The organism is Serratia sp. CY83965, from assembly GCF_052166375.1.
In the GTDB taxonomy this organism is placed as follows: Bacteria; Pseudomonadota; Gammaproteobacteria; order Enterobacterales; family Enterobacteriaceae; genus Serratia; species Serratia marcescens.
Genome location: NZ_JBJNOV010000016.1, coordinates 97,431 through 115,160, shown reverse-complemented (window position 1 = coordinate 115,160; position 17,730 = coordinate 97,431). Strand labels below are relative to the sequence as shown.

The window sequence follows — 17,730 nt, the reverse complement described above, 5'->3', positions numbered from 1 at the left end:
TCTCCATTCACTAAAAAGAATCAATTAAAAAAGACTGCCTTTTATGAACCGTCGGTTCACGTTTTAGGTATAAGACGCTCAATAAATTAACTCAATAACGAAAATCTTAATCAAAGATGAAATAAATATAAAATTTTATATTTCATCAAACAATTATGTCATTGTATTTACAGGTTGCAATGTAATTACCCGATCTGCCGATGCAATCGTCGATGGCCGATGAGCAATGATAACGCGGGTCATTTTCAACGAGGATATGGCTTCGTTCACCCTTTTTTCATTGTCCAGATCCAAATGACTAGTCGCTTCGTCCATAAACAGAATACTGGGCCTTCGATATAACGCGCGGGCGATAAGAACCCGCTGTTTTTGTCCGCCGGAAAGGTTCCCCCCCAATTCGCCCACCAACGTTTCATATCCCATCGGCATTTTCATAATATCGTCGTGAATATTGCAATGCTTGGCGCATTCAACGATAAATTCCGTATCGGGATGAGCATCAAAACTGCATATGTTCTCGGCAATTGAACCAGCAAGCAGTTTATCTTCTTGCAATACACACGCGATGCACTCCCGATAATTATTAATGCCAATATCATGAATGTTAATGCCGTTGATAAACAAGCGCCCTTCCGTCGGTTCCAACAACCCACACATCAGCTTCATCAACGTGGTTTTGCCGACGCCTGAAGGCCCGACGATCGCCACGCTTTCTCCCGCCGCGATCTGCAGGCTGAGCCCGGGGATCACTGGGCGCGAAAGGCTGTCATATTGATAAAGCAGATCGCGCACTTCAAAAGTCACCGCCTCGTTGGGATTGCATATCTTGCGATAGGGCTTCTCTTCCTCTGTCGTAGAAAGCACGATATCCGCCAGCCTTTCATTATGCAAATTCAGCATTCGCAGCCGAATTACCATATCGATAAGATTTGACGCGCGATCGGAGAATTGCCCCCGATAGGCATTAAAGGCGACAAACATGCCTAATGTCATTTGACTGTCGATCACTAAAGACGCGCCTAACCACAAGATAACGATTTGATCGCAGGCCGCAAGAAACGCATTCACGCCGCCAAAGAACATATCGAGCTTCGTCACCCGAATATTGGCGTTTGCCGTATCGATATTTAAATTTAGCCAGAACTGCGAACGCGTTCCCGCCAACCCCAACGACTTCAGCGTCGCGATGCTGTACAACGTCTCCATAAAATGTGAGCTGGCTTTCGCCGACTTCACCAATTGCTCCTCGGACGCTTGCCGATAATAGCGATAGGTCGAAAGGCGCAGCAGAACATATAAGACCGTAAAGCCGGAGGCTACCCACACCAGCCAGCCGCCGTACATGAACATCATGATAAATACGCCGACCGACATGATGCCATCAATGATGCTGGAAACGATACTGGTGGTAAACGTGGTGCGAATGGCGTCCAGCGAGCCAAAGCGCGATTGAATATCACCCAGCTTGCGCTTTTCAAAATAGGCAAGCGGGAGCTTCATCAAATGATCAAACAGCCCTGATTTCCACTGTATATCGATCAGCGCGCCCATCACGATGGAGATCCACGAGCGAAACATCGAAACGCAGGTGCGGAACAAGATAAAAAACAGTAAACCGACGCAAATAATGACCAATAAATTATGGTCGCCGGCCTGAATGACGTGGTCCATCACCAACTGAGTCCCGACGGGCATCAGCAGGTTGACGGCCTCAATGACCAGCGACAGAGCGAAAATTTTTACCAGCGCGCTTTTAAGACCGGTGACATTGTTGAGCAGTTTTCTAAAGTGCAGGCGGTTTTTCTGCACCACAGGCGTGAATTCACTGCTTGGCCATACCTCTAAAGCTATTCCGGTAAAATGAAGGGAAAACTCCTGCAGGCCGATAACCCGGCGGCCAAATGCCGGATCGTGCAGGGTTATCCGTCCACCGCGAATGTTGACCAGGACCACAAAGTGATTCATATCCCAGTGCAATATGCAGGGCCTTTTCACCTGGTGAATCTCATCCAGGCTCAAGGATAAAGCCCGCGTTTTCAAATTGAGATTCTCGGCGATCGCGATCAGCGAGCTCAGGGTGGCGCCGCGGGCCGAGATATCAAACTTCTGGCGCATCGACAGCATATCGATGTGCATGCCGTAATAGCCGCACACCATCGCTAAACTGGCCAGCCCGCATTCGGCGGCCTCCGTTTGCAAGACCTGCGGCACTTTTCTTCTGAGCGACAGGTTTAGCTTGCCAACGATATTCTCATAAACTTTATTCACGAAGTGGCCCCGACACACTGTTTTTCATGTCATAAAATGGCGCGAACATCCATTGGTAGATGGGTCTTTTCTCCAGGAAAAGCGTAGCTTGCGCCTTCATGCCGCTTGAAAGGTTCAGCTGCTTTCCCTGATAGCCGAACTGCGTGTTATCGATAGCCACCAGCACTTTGTAGTACGACTCAACCAGTTCAGCCGATTGTCGAGTTGGCGAACTGCTGTAAGTGGACATTTCCTGAATTGATGCGGGAACATAAGCGATGCTTTCGATCACGCCGGGAAACTGACCAAATTTTTCATACGGAAAGGCGTCATAACGAACGTTGATATGATCGCCTCGGCTCACGTAAGGCACGCTGCTGTTGGGCAACCATAAAACCAAATAATAGATGGCATGATTACTGGGGATTAATTGCGCCAGGCTGTCCCCCGTATTGACCATTTGCCCAGGCGTCACGCTGAGCGATTCAACACGCCCGTCCGCCGGCGCATTGACAATCAATGAGCCGCTGGCGTCCGCTTCGGCCAGCTGCCGCAGGAGATCATTGCGCTGAAATTGATATTGCGAGATTTGATTATCGAAATCGGACGCTCTTGTCGCGAGATCGCTATTCAGATTAGTTATCTGCAAAGACTCTTGAATGCTTTGGTTATAGAGACTGTGGAACGTGCTCTGCTGCTGATAGTAGAGGTAAACCTGGTTATTCAGCTGATCCCGATTAATGAGCCCCTTACTGCGATACTCATCGTAATTTTTCATGGTTTCGCGCATAAAGTTAACGCCGTTGCGTGAATTTTCGACCATCTGTTTGGACTGGCTGTGCGCCAGTTTATATTGGTCAATCTGCGCTTGCAGATTGACCAAGGTCGTTTTCTTGTTCGCCTCCAATTTGGCGATGATGCTATCGACCTGCGCCAGTTGATTTTCTATCGCCTGCCGCGTGCTTGCGCTGACGGTGCCGGAATCCGTCACCCTGCTGACGTCTATCTGATAAAGATGCTGCCCTTTTTTTACCTGATCGCCCACATTGACAAAGCGTTGTGCAATGAATCCCTGCTGAGTAGCAAATATGTTGACCGATCTTGGCAGCGTCGTGACCTCTCCGCCCACGCTGATACGCCGGGTATAACCGCCATAGGTCACGAAAATGATCAGCACAGAAACGAATGAAAGTGAAATGCCCGCGATGACCCAGGCCGGCAACCCTGCAATTAACAATGCTTTTCCTGCCCATTTAGAACGACTATGCGATAAGGCCTCTTCCCTAAACAAATTCTGACCTCTCCATATATAGCGACACCGTTCATTTTTATCTTATCCATGGCCCAACACGGCGCTTATTTAGATTTAGTCCTTGTTGGCAAAACCCACAAGTAATAATAATCTTAAAAATCATAAAACTGCTTAAACGTCACAAAAAGTGCGACCCTAATATTATCGTCGGCGTTATGAGTTGCATATTGCAACGCCGACCTCTTTAATCTAAGCGTATTCTCATCAAGCCGTCATTCACAGAGGCCGCGAGAATTAAGTGGCGAAACGCTTTACGTTTCGTTCCTGAGGCATAGGGATAAAGTTGAAAGGATTTACTATGAAAGAGCTAAATACTGCAGAGATCGAAATCGTTTCTGGTGCTGGGATTATTTCCGATACGGCAAGCTTTGTATCAGGATTTGCCGGCGATGTTGTCATTGATACCGTAAAATTGGCCAATGATGCGCTTAATACCCGATTGATCTCTTCCGTAGGCCAAGGGTTCAACGCGATCGGTTTTGGCTTGGGCGCCGTTCATAATGTCGCGGACTCGCTTGGCTATGCGGCATTTAAAAGCGTTGCAGCCGTAGGCTCCCTGCTGGGCGGGGATGCAAGCCGTATCGAATATCATTACGAGAAAGAATGGGGTGCTTGAAAACAAGCGACTCCCTCTGAAAGATTAATAATGCTAACCACCTGCCCAATCAGGTGGTTATTTCAATTACGCACTCACTAACTCTTCTGTTTGAAAACCGCTTTGGTCAATGGAGAGGAGAACACGTTGTGCGGATCATACTTATTCAGCACGTTGCAGGCATGATTCCAACTGTCATTTTTCCCTGCCCCGGCATTAAAGCTGCGCGGAATTTTTTCTTCGAGTACGGTTTTATCCTGCCACGCTGCCTGTGAAGTATAACCCCAGCCTTTACTCCACTCTACGCGAACCGTCGCATAGTCGCCCGCATAGTGGCTAAAAATCCATTTTTCCATTTCACTGTAGAATTTATTGGCATCCGGCGTATCGGGCATGGTCAGAATATCCAACCAGATCGCGACATCCCATTCCGGATGGGATTCAACGGGGCGAATGGCCGAAAGATCGGGAACAATGGCATTGGCCACCGCGCTCTCTTTTGCACTGTCCAACCCGGTGACGCGAATTTCAATTGGGCCATTCATCGGAAATGAATTTTTGCGCTGGTAATCGGCCACCATTTCTTCATATTTTTTCGTGAAATCGTGCAATACATTCTGAATATTGCTCCGTTTCGTGATTATCGCGTAACCATTGGCCGTCACGCGCAGCGTTGTCGGCTTCACATACAACAGCAGATCCTTGCTCCACCCCCACAGATCCGCCGACACGGTGGCCCCTAAACCAATGCTGACCAACTCCATCTGCGCCTTGCCGAGTGTCGGGGTCAGCTCCGGGTGGCCATTATTGATTTTTTTAATGATATCTGAAATTTTAACCGGCAAATTATCCGAGAACGGATAGTTAAATGGACCATTAACCGGTTTTGACACTTTTGGGAAGCTATCTTCTTGCTTCCACACTTTCAGCCATGGTTTTTCCGTGAACGGGAACCAGATGACTTCAACGCGCCCGCACAGATCCAAGAAATGGCTGAAGGTATTTTTTGTCGTGCTCGCAGTGGAAAAAAGATCCGCCGCGGTGACATTAACATAACTTTGACAGCGTAAACGCCTGTTGCGCGGCACCTGCAGCGTCACTTCGCTGATAAAAGCCCGGCCGACATGCACCAGGAATGCCGAGCTCTCCGCATTATCACGCGTAAACTCCTTTAATACATACTTCGACCGTGCCTGATCCCAAACGACAGCTTTTAGCGACACCACGCTATTGCTCACGGAACCAAAGCTGGCAAACTCAGCCAGACGCTCATCTTTTGCCGGGATGCAGGTTCCATGGCCGCCGATGGCGAGCACGCCACCCAGGGTCAGATCACCAGGCGCCGGCGTCGCATAAAAGCCGAGTTTCTTTTTTTCTAATTCAGTGAGCAAAGCCTGCATTGTCACCCCCGTTTGCGCGGTGACGTATCCATGCTCTTCCACTTTATTGATTGAGATGTTTTTGAATTTCCTGGTGAGGTCGATCAGCACGACATTGCTGTTATCCTCCCCGTTTGCAATAACGAGCGGTGACCAGTTGTGCTTGATGCCAACCGGACGCACGCAATATTTATTCTCATGCGCCCAGTTAATCACGGCCAAGAGCTCATCCGTATTTTGTGGATAGCAGGTCAGAATATGATTGCCGGAGATTTCTTTTGACCAATTAACAAAGTTGACATACTCATAACCCACAGGGAACGTGTTCAAACTAGAACTAGTCATAACTGACTTCCTTTTAAAATTAAAATCGATAGAGATAAAAACGGCAACAGCCCGAGCGCTAATTAATCACCCTGATAAGCACCTCCTTTTCCTTGGGATACCCCCCTCTGTTTTACTGCCCGAATAGCGTCAAGACTTGCCAATATAAACCAACACCTTGACGTTAAGTTCTGCGTATTGAAAATTCTTTTCTTTATGCAATTCAATTAAAAAGCCGTTTCTTATTCGCACGCCAAGCAAAGGAAGATAGGCGTCATAGATGCTGTCAAAAAAAAACCAGGTATTCGTTCAACCTGCCGTTAAACTCGAACAACAAATACTGCCCTCTTATCAACGTCAGATTGCGTGTCTCGTAGTACCCTTTGCTGAGCGTTACCTCCCAACCGGATGATGCCAACTTTACCGTGCGCATTGACGTATCGGTGTTTTTCCCTGTGCGGCTGCTGTATTTCTGTCGTTCCTCTCCTCCAGAGCTGGAAGCGCTCATCGAATGATAGAGAAAAAACTTATATCCCTTAAGCAGGTATATGTTCTTGGGCATTTCGACAAAATGATATGCTGACGGATTTTGTATTAAAAAAGGAGGGAGGTGCTTGGAAAAGTCCCATTCCTGGCTCGTTCTAAAGTCCTTTGGGCTCTCACCGAAAAAGCGTTGAAAGGCGCGGCTAAAAGCCTGCTGCGAGCTAAAGCCGATAGCAGTAGCCACTTCCAATACTTTTAAATCAGACTGTTTGAGCATAACGGCGGACTTGCTCAGGCGCCTATTTCTGATATACGTCGCTATTTTCATTCCCGTATAACGCTGAAACATTCTTTGCAAGTGCCATTTCGAATAACCAGACAAATCCGATAACTTTTCTATCGAGAGATCATGCTGTATATTCATCTCGATCAAATTAACTAGCTCGACCACGATACTATGCTGGTAACTCATAATGACATCCATGCCCTAACAAAACCCACCCTCAGACAACCTGTTCATTGGGCTTTTATCCATTAAAATGAAAAACAAAGCGCTGCCGCAATCATGCAATTAGGATTAGAATGTGAAAAACGATGAACCTTTCATAGTTGATTGACAGAGAGATACTTCTTTTGGGGTAGACGTCCTCCGCGTGACGTTATTGGTATAATTCTTATAAAGCTTTTCCCTAGTGAAGGCTTTTCCTGTCTCTTTCATCTCGACCAATATCCATCCTGAAGTTGTGCAACTAAGCAGTCAAAAGAAAGCATGTCCTGGTATCCATTGATAAATCACTTGCCTCCCTCTCGGCGGTACATTTTAATACCCTTACATTTAGAGTAGCCTATGTAGATAGCTTAGAAAATATCAAATGCCAGATAATTATACAGTTCGCACTTTATGTTACGACGATAATTAAAAGATAAGAAAAATCATACAATTATAATTTCAACTCCAAGAAACTAATGCTGATAAAACTTAGAATCCGCCCTTGAGAATCGTTATTAAATACAATGAAACCGCTAATTTCCCTAATAAAAACAGAAGGAAAGATTTATAAAATAAGAAATAGACTAATTCGCCATATCCTTCTGATATATTTATTCGTCAGACCAAGTATTTCAGAAAAATCCCATAAAAAGGCTTGCAGAGTCCTTTAATTTTCGCAGAGGATTAATTAGCTACGCTATAGCCCGATGCCGATGAGTCGACGCGCCTCAATACGGCAATTCATTTTAATGCCGCGTCCCGGCGGGTACGGTGAATAAAGACCCGTTATCCGACGATATCGTCGCGCCGACGAAGTGCGCGTGGTTGCAGAATACCGTGCTGCGGATAGGCGCAAAGCCGAGATGGAAAACGCCGCGTCTCAGGAAATGAGCCGTAAGCAAAGCGCGGGCTGCTCCGTGCGGACTGTCTTCTCCGTTCGCCCCTCTCTCAACCCAGCCCTCCTTTCGGCTCGGAGGCCGTCTACGGCTTAGGGCGCCAAACATCGGGCATAAAAAAACCCGCCGTTAAGCGGGTTTGGTTCTCATGTGTGGTTCACTGACGCCAGCCTACGCCGGACGCGGGATTACTCCCTCTCGATTATAAACAAAACAAAAATATCAATATAAATCAAAAACATAAATATAAAAAAATTGCAAAGACCATGAACAATACCATACTCAAAATGGCTCAAGGGGATTACACCACTCGATTTTAACTAATTATCCTTTTTTCTTAACAACGTAACGCAAGGGCCTACTCTGCTTCTCCAAAACTCCCTCATCAATCAGACGTTGTAACCATGCCTTGGCCTGTAAGTTCGACACATTCAACGCAACTGCTACTTCGGCGTCATTCATCGGAGTGCTCAAAAGTTGCTGGATCGCTGCGCGTACAGCTGTGAAGAGCACCTCGGCCGGCGTTGCTTCAGCATGCTCAAATTTTTTAATGTCCTTTGTGGATGCTAAAGACTCTTTTGTTAATGGGGATAATTCTTCCGATGCCTCAGCTTTTGACTGTTCTTCAAGAACAATGTCAGCAGATTCTGACAGCTCAATCTCGGTCTGCGAATCCGATCTGCATGAGACTTGCTCTGCTGTTTTGACGTCAGCCAACAATGTGCCCTCTTTCGACGACAGAGAAAGATCTAACTGTGGAGAGGCTGCAGGCATTGGCATCGCTATATTGAATACGTCTTTGAAGGATTCAACGCTTTGCGGGTTGGGCCAAGGAAGTGCGCCTTTCTTTTGTAATCCGATTAAACCTTCGGAAGCTTCGCCCGTCGAGCGAATAAAAACAGGGACGAACCTTAGTGTCTCCAGTTGTTCAATGGCACCAGCCCATGTCCCCCCTTTATTAAGGTCGGAATTCACCACCAACGATGTATCCGCCAATGCATAAATCAACTTATTGCGCTGCATGGCATGCCCAATGTTGAAACCAGCGTTTGGATCATAGGCAGAAACTAGTGTGAGGTTACCGTCACGTAAACGATTTCTTTCTTCACGATTCATTACGGCCTTTTCAAGGTGTTCAGCAAGCACACCAATACTCTTTCCGCCTGACTCCAATGCACCACGCATGGCAGCTTGATCAATGCCTCTTGCCCCCCCAGACACAATGGCCCGTCCAGCACAGGCGGCTAACCGTCCAATGGACATGGTATAGTCAATTAATGGCTCACTCACATTGCGCGATCCAACAACTGCTAGCCCACCTGCGTCAAGTAGCCTAATATCGCCACAGCCATAAAGTATTGCTGGAGCGTCTTCACGCAGCCGAGCTTTAAGGCGGCGTGGATATCCAGGATCTGCACGACTTACAACCCAAATAGCTCTCGCTTGCCAGCGTTCCAGCACCTGACTTAATAGAAAACCACGAGCCAATAGACGTTGCATACGACTCTGATCAATCACTGTTTGGCAAGCGCGTAAAATCTCATCAGCGTCTGGGGTTAAAAGGTCTGCTGGTTGACGGTGAATCTCACGCAAATGACGAGCAAGACGCTTGTATTCTCCCGGAGTTAAAAGCTCAGCTGACGGCATCCCACGTCCTGCAATCAGTGGTGCCGTCAGTAGCAGAATCGCTTGAGTATTAGGTGAAATCTTTTGCATCAGTCATCGTGCCCAGTTTGTGAAAGAGCTATTGGCCAAACCTCACCGCTCCCAGCCTTTCGGAGGAGCCATGCTGCCACTGTTAGCGTCCATCGAGAATTAACAATGTCATCAACAAGTAACACTGGTCCACTAGGAATAGGCTCATTGGCTAATGCAAGAGAGCCATCAAGGTTACGTGCCTGCTGAGAGGAGTTCGCCATAGTCTTTTGCTCTGGCCTATCTTCAGTTTTTACGAGCACTTGATGAAAAGGCAGCCCTACGGCAGCGGCAAGTCTTTTAGCAAAACTCGGAACAATATCTGGATGCTTCAAAGATGGGATAGCTGTGACCCATTCAGGGGCTGGTGTGGGCCCCCATTGATGAAACATCTCAGCACATGCCTGAACCAATTGTTCAGAAAAATATCCATCTTTATAGCGATTTTCTCTTACAATACGTCCCCAACCAGCATCCCCCCATACACAAAGTGCTTTACCCGAATTAGCTCGATATGCAGGAGCGATGACTCCTCTAACGTCATACTTAGGCATTCCGCCATCAGGCCACTTCTTGCGGGGTTCAATAGGCAAGCTAGTGCGACAAAGAAATTCTATGGCTGCTTTGACCAGTGCTTCATTAACGGTTGAGGGCAGTGGGGGTAAGGTAGGTGCTGTAACACTTGATGGGTCGCCATCTAGAGCTCCAATTAGGAACCCCATATGATCACCGTACTGTAGGCTCGCGTAATGCTGCATCTGTTGATGCTCTTCCTGACGGAGCGCTGTGAGGCGTTCAGCCCGCTCCCAGAACGATTCGCTCAGCGTTGCAACGGTGAGTTGCCATTTAGTGCCATGTTTTGCAATGGGGGCCGGTGACTCAAGAGAAAGAAGTGCAATCGTCTTATCTACACGCCCTTTACTGAGATTGATACGGTTCAACAACTCGGGAACTGATAACCCCTCGGGCTCGTCTTCAAGCGCTTCCAATACATATCTAACCTCATGGCGTCTCGGGAAGGCGCTACGGATAAACCAGTCAGTGATATCTGACTCTTCCTGACCACTTAGGAGGATACCATAAGCGGACTCCATTGCTCGCCCTGCACGCCCCACTTGCTGATAGTAGGCGACAACCGAGCCCGGCATCTGGAAGTGAATAACAAACGCCAAATCTGGTTTGTCATAACCCATACCTAATGCAGTTGTTGCAACCAGAGCTTTGACTTCATTGTTGAGCAACGCCTCTTCCAACTGCTCGCGCTGAGCACCGGTTTCACCTGTATAGGCTTCAACATTGTAGCCTTGAGCTTTCAACCATTGTGCCACTTGATTAGCATCACGTACAGTCAACGTATAAATGATGCCATTACCTTTTAGCGTACCTAGCTGTTCTGCCAGCCAAGCTAGACGCTCGGCCTGACTTGGTAAGCGGATAGTTTGCAGGGAGAGGGAGGTCCTGTTTAAGTCTCCACGTGAAACGTGAAGATTCGGACCTAGGACAGAAGCAAGATCTTCCATCACTCGGTTGTTCGCCGTCGCAGTGGTGGCGAGCAACCGCAGGTTTGGCGGGAGAGTTTTGACGATTCTCTCAAGCAGGCGATAGTGTGGCCGAAAGTCGTGGCCCCAGTCTGAAATGCAATGAGCTTCATCAATGACCAGCATCGAAATTTGTGCTGCGATACTGGACAGAACCTGTGTTCTGAAGCGCTCATTCGCCAAACGCTCAGGTGAGATCAGTAGTATATCGATTTTACCCTTGGCCAATTCACCTTCAATTACAGCCCATTCATCCATATTATCAGAGTTTATTGTCGCGGCACGAACCCCCATCCGCTGTGCAGCAGCTATCTGGTTTCGCATGAGAGCCAACAGTGGAGAAATCAATAACGCTGGGCCATTTCCATTTTCTCGCAATATTTTAGTCGCGATAAAGTAGACAAAGCTCTTACCCCAACCAGTCTTTTGCACGACCAGCAAACGCCCCTTGCCTTCGACAATATGACGTATGGCATCTTCTTGGCCATCACGAAAACTTGCATCCCCGCGTCCGGAGCCGATTTGAAGAAGTTGTAACGCGCGTTTTGGATCAAAGACCATTAACCCCCCCAGCCTACCACTGGCATCAATATATTTTTTACTGCGCAACTTCTGTTGCTAGTATGTTTGGTACATTTTTGGCGTATAGGGCGAAACTATAACTCAAGTCTCAGGCTCTGATTCTGCCAAAAATTTATGGACTGACGCCGCCGAGGTGACTGTGACGCCGGGCCCGGTTGTAGAACACTTCAATGTAATCGAAGATATCCGCCCGGGCCAGATCCCGGGTTTTGTATATTCTCTTCCTGATGCGTTCTTTTTTCAGTGAACTGAAGAACGATTCGGCCACTGCATTATCCCAACAGTTACCACGCCGGCTCATACTGGGTGCCAGGTTATTGGCCCGACAGAACCGTTGCCAGTCGTCGCTGCCATACTGGCAACCCTGGTCTGAGTGCACGATGACCTCGCTGTCCGGTTTACGTCGCCAGACCGCCATCATCAGCGCATCCAGTGCCAGTTCGCGTGAGAGGGTCGGCTTCATCGACCAGCCCACCACGTTACGGGCGAAGAGGTCGATAACCACCGCCAGATACAACCAGCCCTGCCAGGTGCGGATGTAAGTGATGTCGGTGACCCAGACCTGATTGGCCCGGACAACGGTAAACTGCCGCTGTACGTGATTAGGGGCAACCACCGAAGGTCGGCCGGCGATACGCCGTGGTGCTTTATAGCCCCGCACGGCTTTAATCCGGTTCAGTTGCATAAGACGGCCCACCCGGTTTTTGCCGCAGGTTTCCCCGATTTCGTTCAGATCGCTATGAACCCGCCGGTAACCGTATACGCCTCCGCTCAGTGAATATGAATCACGGATAAGCGTCAGCAGACGCTGGTTATCTTTATCACGCGCCGAGACCGGGTTGTGCAGCCACGCGTAGAACCCGGCCCGGGCGACATGCAGTACCCGACACATCGTCGTCACACCCCATACAGTGCGGTGCTCATTGATAAAGCGGTACTTCAGTCGGGCTCCCTTGCAAAGTACCGCGCGGCCTTTTTCAGGATATCCCGTTCTTCTTCGGTACGTTTTAGCTGTGCCCGTAGTTTCAGGATCTCGCTTTTGGCTTCCAGTAAATCCCTGGCATGCTGTTCGCTGGTATCAGGTTTGATAGCTCGTAGCCACTTATAGAGGCTGTGTGCAGAAACACCCAAACGGTCAGATACTTCGGCAACGGAATAACCGCGTTCCGTTATCTGACGGACGGCTTCTTCCTTAAATTCAGGTGTAAATCGTGGTGTGCCCATACGCTCCTCCTATGCTCAAACTATAGGGCAGGATCGTCTACCGGGGTGGGGTCAGTCCATACCATAACTCAACCGAAATTTATCACATGGTACTTTTTCAAACCTGAATTCGAAACCAGAGAGTACCATCAAAAATTCCATTGAAAAAACCGTGCTTCCCGTTGCTAACGGCTGCCAGAAAGTGCCAGACGCAAAAACAAAAAAGCCCGCTGTTACGCGGACTTAGAGGTACTTTACTGCTTTTACGTGCAGGCTGTTGCCAGACGTTAAATCATTCCCACTCAATCGTCGCCGGCGGCTTGCCGCTGATGTCGTACACCACGCGGGAGATGCCGTCCACTTCGTTGATGATGCGGTTGGAGACGCGGCCGAGGAAGTCATACGGCAGGTGCGCCCAGTGCGCGGTCATGAAGTCGATGGTTTCCACCGCACGCAGGGAGACCACCCAGTCGTATTTGCGGCCGTCGCCCATCACGCCGACCGAACGCACCGGCAGGAACACGGTGAACGCCTGGCTGACTTTGTTGTACAGGTCGGCTTTGTGCAGCTCTTCGATGAAGATGGCGTCGGCGCGGCGCAGCAGATCGCAGTACTCTTTCTTCACTTCGCCCAGCACGCGCACGCCCAGACCTGGGCCCGGGAACGGGTGACGGTACAGCATGTCGTACGGCAGGCCCAGCTCCAGGCCGATCTTGCGCACTTCATCTTTGAACAGCTCTTTCAGCGGCTCGACCAGGCCCAGCTTCATCTCTTTCGGCAGGCCGCCCACGTTGTGGTGCGACTTAATCACGTGCGCTTTGCCGGTGGCGGAAGCGGCGGATTCGATCACGTCCGGATAGATGGTGCCCTGCGCCAGCCATTTCACCTGCTCTTGCTTGCAGGCTTCTTCGTCGAACACTTCAACGAACACGCGGCCGATAATTTTACGCTTGGCTTCCGGTTCGTCCACGCCCGCCAGTGCGGTCAGGAAGCGGTTTTCCGCCTCAACGTGCACGATGTTCAGACCGAAGTGGTCGCCGAACATTTCCATCACCTGCTTGGCTTCGTTCAGGCGCAGCAGGCCGTTGTCGACAAACACGCAGGTCAGGCGCTTGCCGATGGCGCGGTGCAGCAGCATCGCGGTGACGGAGGAGTCAACGCCGCCGGACAGGCCGAGGATCACGTGGTCTTCACCCACCTGCTCGCGGATGCGCTCGACCGCATCTTCGATAATGGTGGCCGGCGTCCACAGGGCTTCACACTGGCAGATGTCCAGTACGAAGCGCTCCAGCATGCGCTGCCCCTGACGGGTGTGGGTCACTTCCGGGTGGAACTGCACGCCGTAGAAGCGTTTTTCTTCGTTGGCCATAATGGCGTACGGGCAGGTATCGGTGCTGGCGACGGTCACGAAGTCGGACGGGATCGCGGTCACTTTGTCGCCGTGGCTCATCCACACGTCCAGCAGCGGTTTGCCGGCCGGGCTGATGGCGTCTTCGATGTCGCGCAGCAGCGCGCTCTCGTTGACGATTTCCACCTGCGCGTAGCCGAACTCGCGTTCGTTGGAGCCCTGCACATGGCCACCCAGCTGCATCGCCATGGTCTGCATGCCGTAGCACACGCCCAGCACCGGCACGCCGGCGTTGAACACGTAGTCAGGGGCGCGCGGGCTGTCGGCTTCGGTGGTGCTTTCCGGGCCGCCGGACAGGATGATGCCGCTTGGGTTGAATTCGCGGATCTGCTCTTCGCTAACGTCCCAGGCCCACAGTTCGCAGTAAACGCCGATTTCGCGCACGCGGCGGGCGACCAGTTGGGTGTATTGCGAACCGAAGTCCAGTATCAGGATGCGATGCTTATGGATATTTTGTGTCATGTGAGGCGAATTCCAGCAACAAGAGAAAAAGAGCGAAAATGTATGTTTTCGGGATGGGGCTTGGCGCCCCACCCCGGCCTCTCACTCAGGAGAGGTTAAGGCATCAGCCCATGCGGTAGTTCGGTGACTCTTTGGTGATGGTCACGTCGTGCACGTGGCTTTCCTGAATGCCGGCGCCGCTGATGCGCACGAACTCCGCCTTGGTGCGCAGATCGTCGATGGTGGCGCAGCCGGTCAGGCCCATGCAGGAGCGCAGGCCGCCCATCTGCTGGTGCACGATGGCTTTCAGCATGCCTTTATAGGCCACGCGGCCTTCGATACCTTCCGGCACCAGTTTGTCGGCGGCGTTATCGGTCTGGAAGTAACGGTCGGAAGAGCCTTTGGACATCGCGCCCAGCGAGCCCATGCCGCGGTAAGATTTGAACGAACGGCCCTGATACAGCTCGATTTCGCCCGGGGATTCTTCGGTGCCCGCCAGCATGGAGCCAACCATCACGCAGGATGCGCCCGCGGCGATCGCTTTGGCGATGTCGCCGGAGAAGCGGATGCCACCATCGGCGATAACCGGGATGCCGGTGCCTTCCAGTGCTTCCACCGCGTCGGCGATGGCGGTGATCTGCGGCACGCCCACGCCGGTCACGATACGGGTAGTGCAGATGGAGCCAGGGCCGATACCCACTTTCACCGCGCTCACGCCGGCTTCAGCCAGCGCTTTGGCGCCCGCTGCGGTCGCGACGTTGCCGCCGACGATCTGCAGATCCGGGTATTTGGCGCGGGTTTCGCGGATGCGCTGCAACACGCCTTCGGAGTGGCCGTGCGAGGAGTCGATCAGCAGCACGTCAACGCCTGCCGCCACCAACGCGTCGACGCGCTCTTCGTTGCCGGCGCCGGCGCCGACCGCCGCGCCCACGCGCAGACGGCCGTGCTCGTCTTTACAGGCGTTCGGCTTACGTTCCGCTTTCTGGAAGTCTTTAACGGTGATCATGCCCAGCAGATGGAAGCTGTCGTCCACCACCAGCGCTTTTTCTACGCGCTTTTCGTGCATCTTCTGCAGCACCACGTCGCGCGCTTCACCTTCTTTCACGGTGACCAGGCGATCTTTCGGCGTCATCACCGCAGTCACCGGCTGGGTCAGATCGGTCACGAAGCGCACGTCGCGGCCGGTGATGATGCCGACCAGCTCGTTGTCTTCGGTAACGACCGGGTAACCGGCGAAGCCGTTGCGCGCGGTCAGCTCTTTCACTTCCTGCAGCGTGGTGGCCGGAGTAACGGTCTGCGGGTCAGTGACTACGCCGCTTTCATGTTTCTTCACGCGGCTGACTTCTTCAGCCTGGCGCTCGATGGACATGTTTTTGTGGATGAAGCCCAGGCCGCCTTCCTGCGCCAGCGCGATGGCCAGACCGGATTCGGTAACGGTATCCATGGCTGCGGACAGCATAGGGATGTTCAGGCGGATGGTTTTGGTCAGTTGAGTGCCGAGCTCTGCGGTGTTAGGCAGAACCGTGGAGTGGGCTGGAACCAGGAGGACGTCGTCAAACGTCAGAGCTTCTTTAGCGATACGTAGCATGGGCAATATCTCACCAGGGTGGGCTGTGAAAAAGATAAAATATTGCCGCGGCATTATACAGAGCGGAATCGGTTGCCTCCAGCACTTTCTTACAAAAAGTCTTGATTACCTTTTTCAGCCATGTAGTATCGACCAATTAAGTGATTGTTTTGAAATTTGATCTGGGTCACATGTCGCTACCTGTTTCGCCTTCCATTTTTACCGTAAGCCGCCTCAATCAGACGGTTCGCCAACTGCTGGAAAGGGAAATGGGGCAGATTTGGCTCTCCGCCGAGATCTCCAACCTCTCCCAGCCCGCCTCCGGCCACTGGTATTTCACGCTGAAAGACGATCGCGCCCAGGTGCGCTGCGCGATGTTCCGCAACAGCAACCGCCGCGTCACCTTCCGGCCGCAAAACGGCCAGCAGGTCTTGGTGCGCGCCAGCATCACGCTGTATGAACCGCGCGGCGACTACCAGCTGATCGCCGAGAGCATGCAGCCCGCCGGCGACGGCCTGCTGCAGCAACAGTTCGAGCAGTTGAAACAGCGCCTGAGCGCCGAAGGGCTGTTCGATCAGCAGTTCAAGCAGCCGCTGCCCGCGCCGGCCAAACGCGTCGGGGTGATCACCTCCGCCAGCGGCGCGGCGCTGCACGATATCCTGCAGGTGTTGCAGCGGCGCGATCCGTCGCTGCCGATCGTCATCTACCCCACCTCGGTGCAGGGCGCGGAAGCGCCGATGCAGATCGTGCGCGCCATCGAGGCCGCCAACCGCCGCGACGAATGCGATGTGCTGATCGTCGGCCGCGGCGGCGGTTCGCTGGAGGACCTGTGGAGCTTCAACGACGAACGCGTGGCGCGGGCGATCTTCGCCAGCCGCATTCCGATCGTCAGCGCCGTCGGCCATGAAACCGACGTCACCATCGCCGACTTCGTCGCCGACCTGCGCGCGCCGACCCCTTCCGCCGCCGCCGAACTGGTCAGCCGCAATCAGCTTGAGCTGTTGCGCCAGCTGCAGTCGCAGCAGCAGCGGCTGGAGATGGCGATGGATTACTACCTGGCACAGCGCCAGCAGCAGTTCACCCGCATTCACCACCGTTTACAGCAGCAGCATCCGCATCTGCGCCTGGCGCGCCAGCAGACGCTGCTGTTCAAGCTGCAGCGCCGGATGGAAGACGGCATGCAGCAGCAGCTGCGCCAGGCCGCCCGCCGCAGCGAACGCGCCCAGCAGCGGCTGGCGCAGGTGCAGCCGCAGGGCCGCATTCACCGCTACCAGCAGCGCGTGCAGCAGCAGGAATACCGTCTGCAGCAGGCGATGGAGCGGCAGCTCAACGCCTACCGCCAGCGCTTCGGCGTGGCCTGCAGCCAACTGGAAACCGTCAGCCCGTTGGCGACGCTGGCGCGCGGCTACAGCGTGACGCAAACTCCGCGCGGCGAGCTGCTGAAAACCACCAAGCAGGCGCAGGTCGGCGAACTGCTGAAAACCCGCCTGCAGGACGGCTGGGTGGAAAGTGAGGTGAAAACCATCACCGTCGCCAAAAAGCCGCGCAAGAAACGCGCGGCCGAGTAAGC

General features: G+C 52.0%; 11 protein-coding genes. 2 read left to right on the top strand and 9 right to left on the bottom strand.

Going from position 1 to position 17,730, the window contains the following annotated elements; genetic code table 11:
• Positions 1 to 153: 153 nt before the first annotated feature.
• Both ACJ8PL_RS21955 and ACJ8PL_RS21950 read right to left on the bottom strand, forming a co-directional pair.
• A complete protein-coding gene (locus tag ACJ8PL_RS21955; RefSeq protein ID WP_442531390.1) occupies positions 154 to 2,268 on the bottom strand; it encodes a peptidase domain-containing ABC transporter in 2,115 nt (704 codons plus the stop codon).
• Entirely contained in the window at positions 2,261 to 3,538 is a 1,278-nt protein-coding gene (locus tag ACJ8PL_RS21950) for an HlyD family secretion protein (RefSeq protein ID WP_033639628.1), read from the bottom strand. Before ACJ8PL_RS21950 ends, ACJ8PL_RS21955 begins: the two co-directional genes overlap by 8 nt.
• A gap of 319 nt (positions 3,539 to 3,857) precedes the next feature.
• Between ACJ8PL_RS21950 and ACJ8PL_RS21945 the strand changes: the two genes are divergently transcribed.
• On the top strand, positions 3,858 to 4,175 hold the full coding sequence (locus tag ACJ8PL_RS21945; protein WP_016929740.1) for a hypothetical protein: 318 nt from the start codon (positions 3,858 to 3,860) through the stop codon (positions 4,173 to 4,175).
• Between the two features lie 77 nt (positions 4,176 to 4,252).
• Here the strand turns inward: ACJ8PL_RS21945 and ACJ8PL_RS21940 are convergent, their stop codons facing one another.
• From ACJ8PL_RS21940 to guaB, 7 genes are all read right to left on the bottom strand, one after another.
• On the bottom strand, positions 4,253 to 5,878 hold the full coding sequence (locus tag ACJ8PL_RS21940; RefSeq protein WP_442531389.1) for a cholesterol oxidase substrate-binding domain-containing protein: 1,626 nt from the start codon (positions 5,876 to 5,878) through the stop codon (positions 4,253 to 4,255).
• A 265-nt stretch (positions 5,879 to 6,143) separates the two neighbouring features.
• Positions 6,144 to 6,812, bottom strand: coding sequence for a helix-turn-helix domain-containing protein (locus ACJ8PL_RS21935; protein WP_442531388.1), 669 nt, complete (start codon positions 6,810 to 6,812; stop codon positions 6,144 to 6,146).
• Positions 6,813 to 8,050: 1,238 nt separating this feature from the next.
• Entirely contained in the window at positions 8,051 to 9,442 is a 1,392-nt protein-coding gene (locus ACJ8PL_RS21930; protein WP_442531387.1) for a DNA-processing protein DprA, read from the bottom strand.
• Entirely contained in the window at positions 9,442 to 11,568 is a 2,127-nt protein-coding gene (locus ACJ8PL_RS21925; protein WP_442531386.1) for a RecQ family ATP-dependent DNA helicase, read from the bottom strand. Before ACJ8PL_RS21925 ends, ACJ8PL_RS21930 begins: the two co-directional genes overlap by 1 nt.
• A gap of 85 nt (positions 11,569 to 11,653) precedes the next feature.
• Positions 11,654 to 12,765 (bottom strand): IS3 family transposase gene (locus ACJ8PL_RS21920; RefSeq protein ID WP_442531385.1). Its coding sequence is split into 2 segments (ribosomal slippage): positions 11,654 to 12,519 and positions 12,519 to 12,765, totalling 1,113 coding nucleotides; the frame shifts between segments, so codons are not numbered across the junction.
• 271 nt (positions 12,766 to 13,036) lie between these two features.
• Positions 13,037 to 14,614: a glutamine-hydrolyzing GMP synthase gene (gene guaA / locus ACJ8PL_RS21915; RefSeq protein WP_442531384.1), complete on the bottom strand. Its 1,578-nt coding sequence runs from the start codon at positions 14,612 to 14,614 to the stop codon at positions 13,037 to 13,039.
• A gap of 103 nt (positions 14,615 to 14,717) precedes the next feature.
• Positions 14,718 to 16,181: an IMP dehydrogenase gene (gene guaB, locus ACJ8PL_RS21910; protein WP_004941460.1), complete on the bottom strand. Its 1,464-nt coding sequence runs from the start codon at positions 16,179 to 16,181 to the stop codon at positions 14,718 to 14,720.
• 170 nt (positions 16,182 to 16,351) lie between these two features.
• On the opposite strand from guaB, the gene xseA reads away from it, so the two are divergent.
• Positions 16,352 to 17,728, top strand: coding sequence for an exodeoxyribonuclease VII large subunit (gene xseA / locus ACJ8PL_RS21905; protein ID WP_115436747.1), 1,377 nt, complete (start codon positions 16,352 to 16,354; stop codon positions 17,726 to 17,728).
• Positions 17,729 to 17,730: the final 2 nt, after the last annotated feature.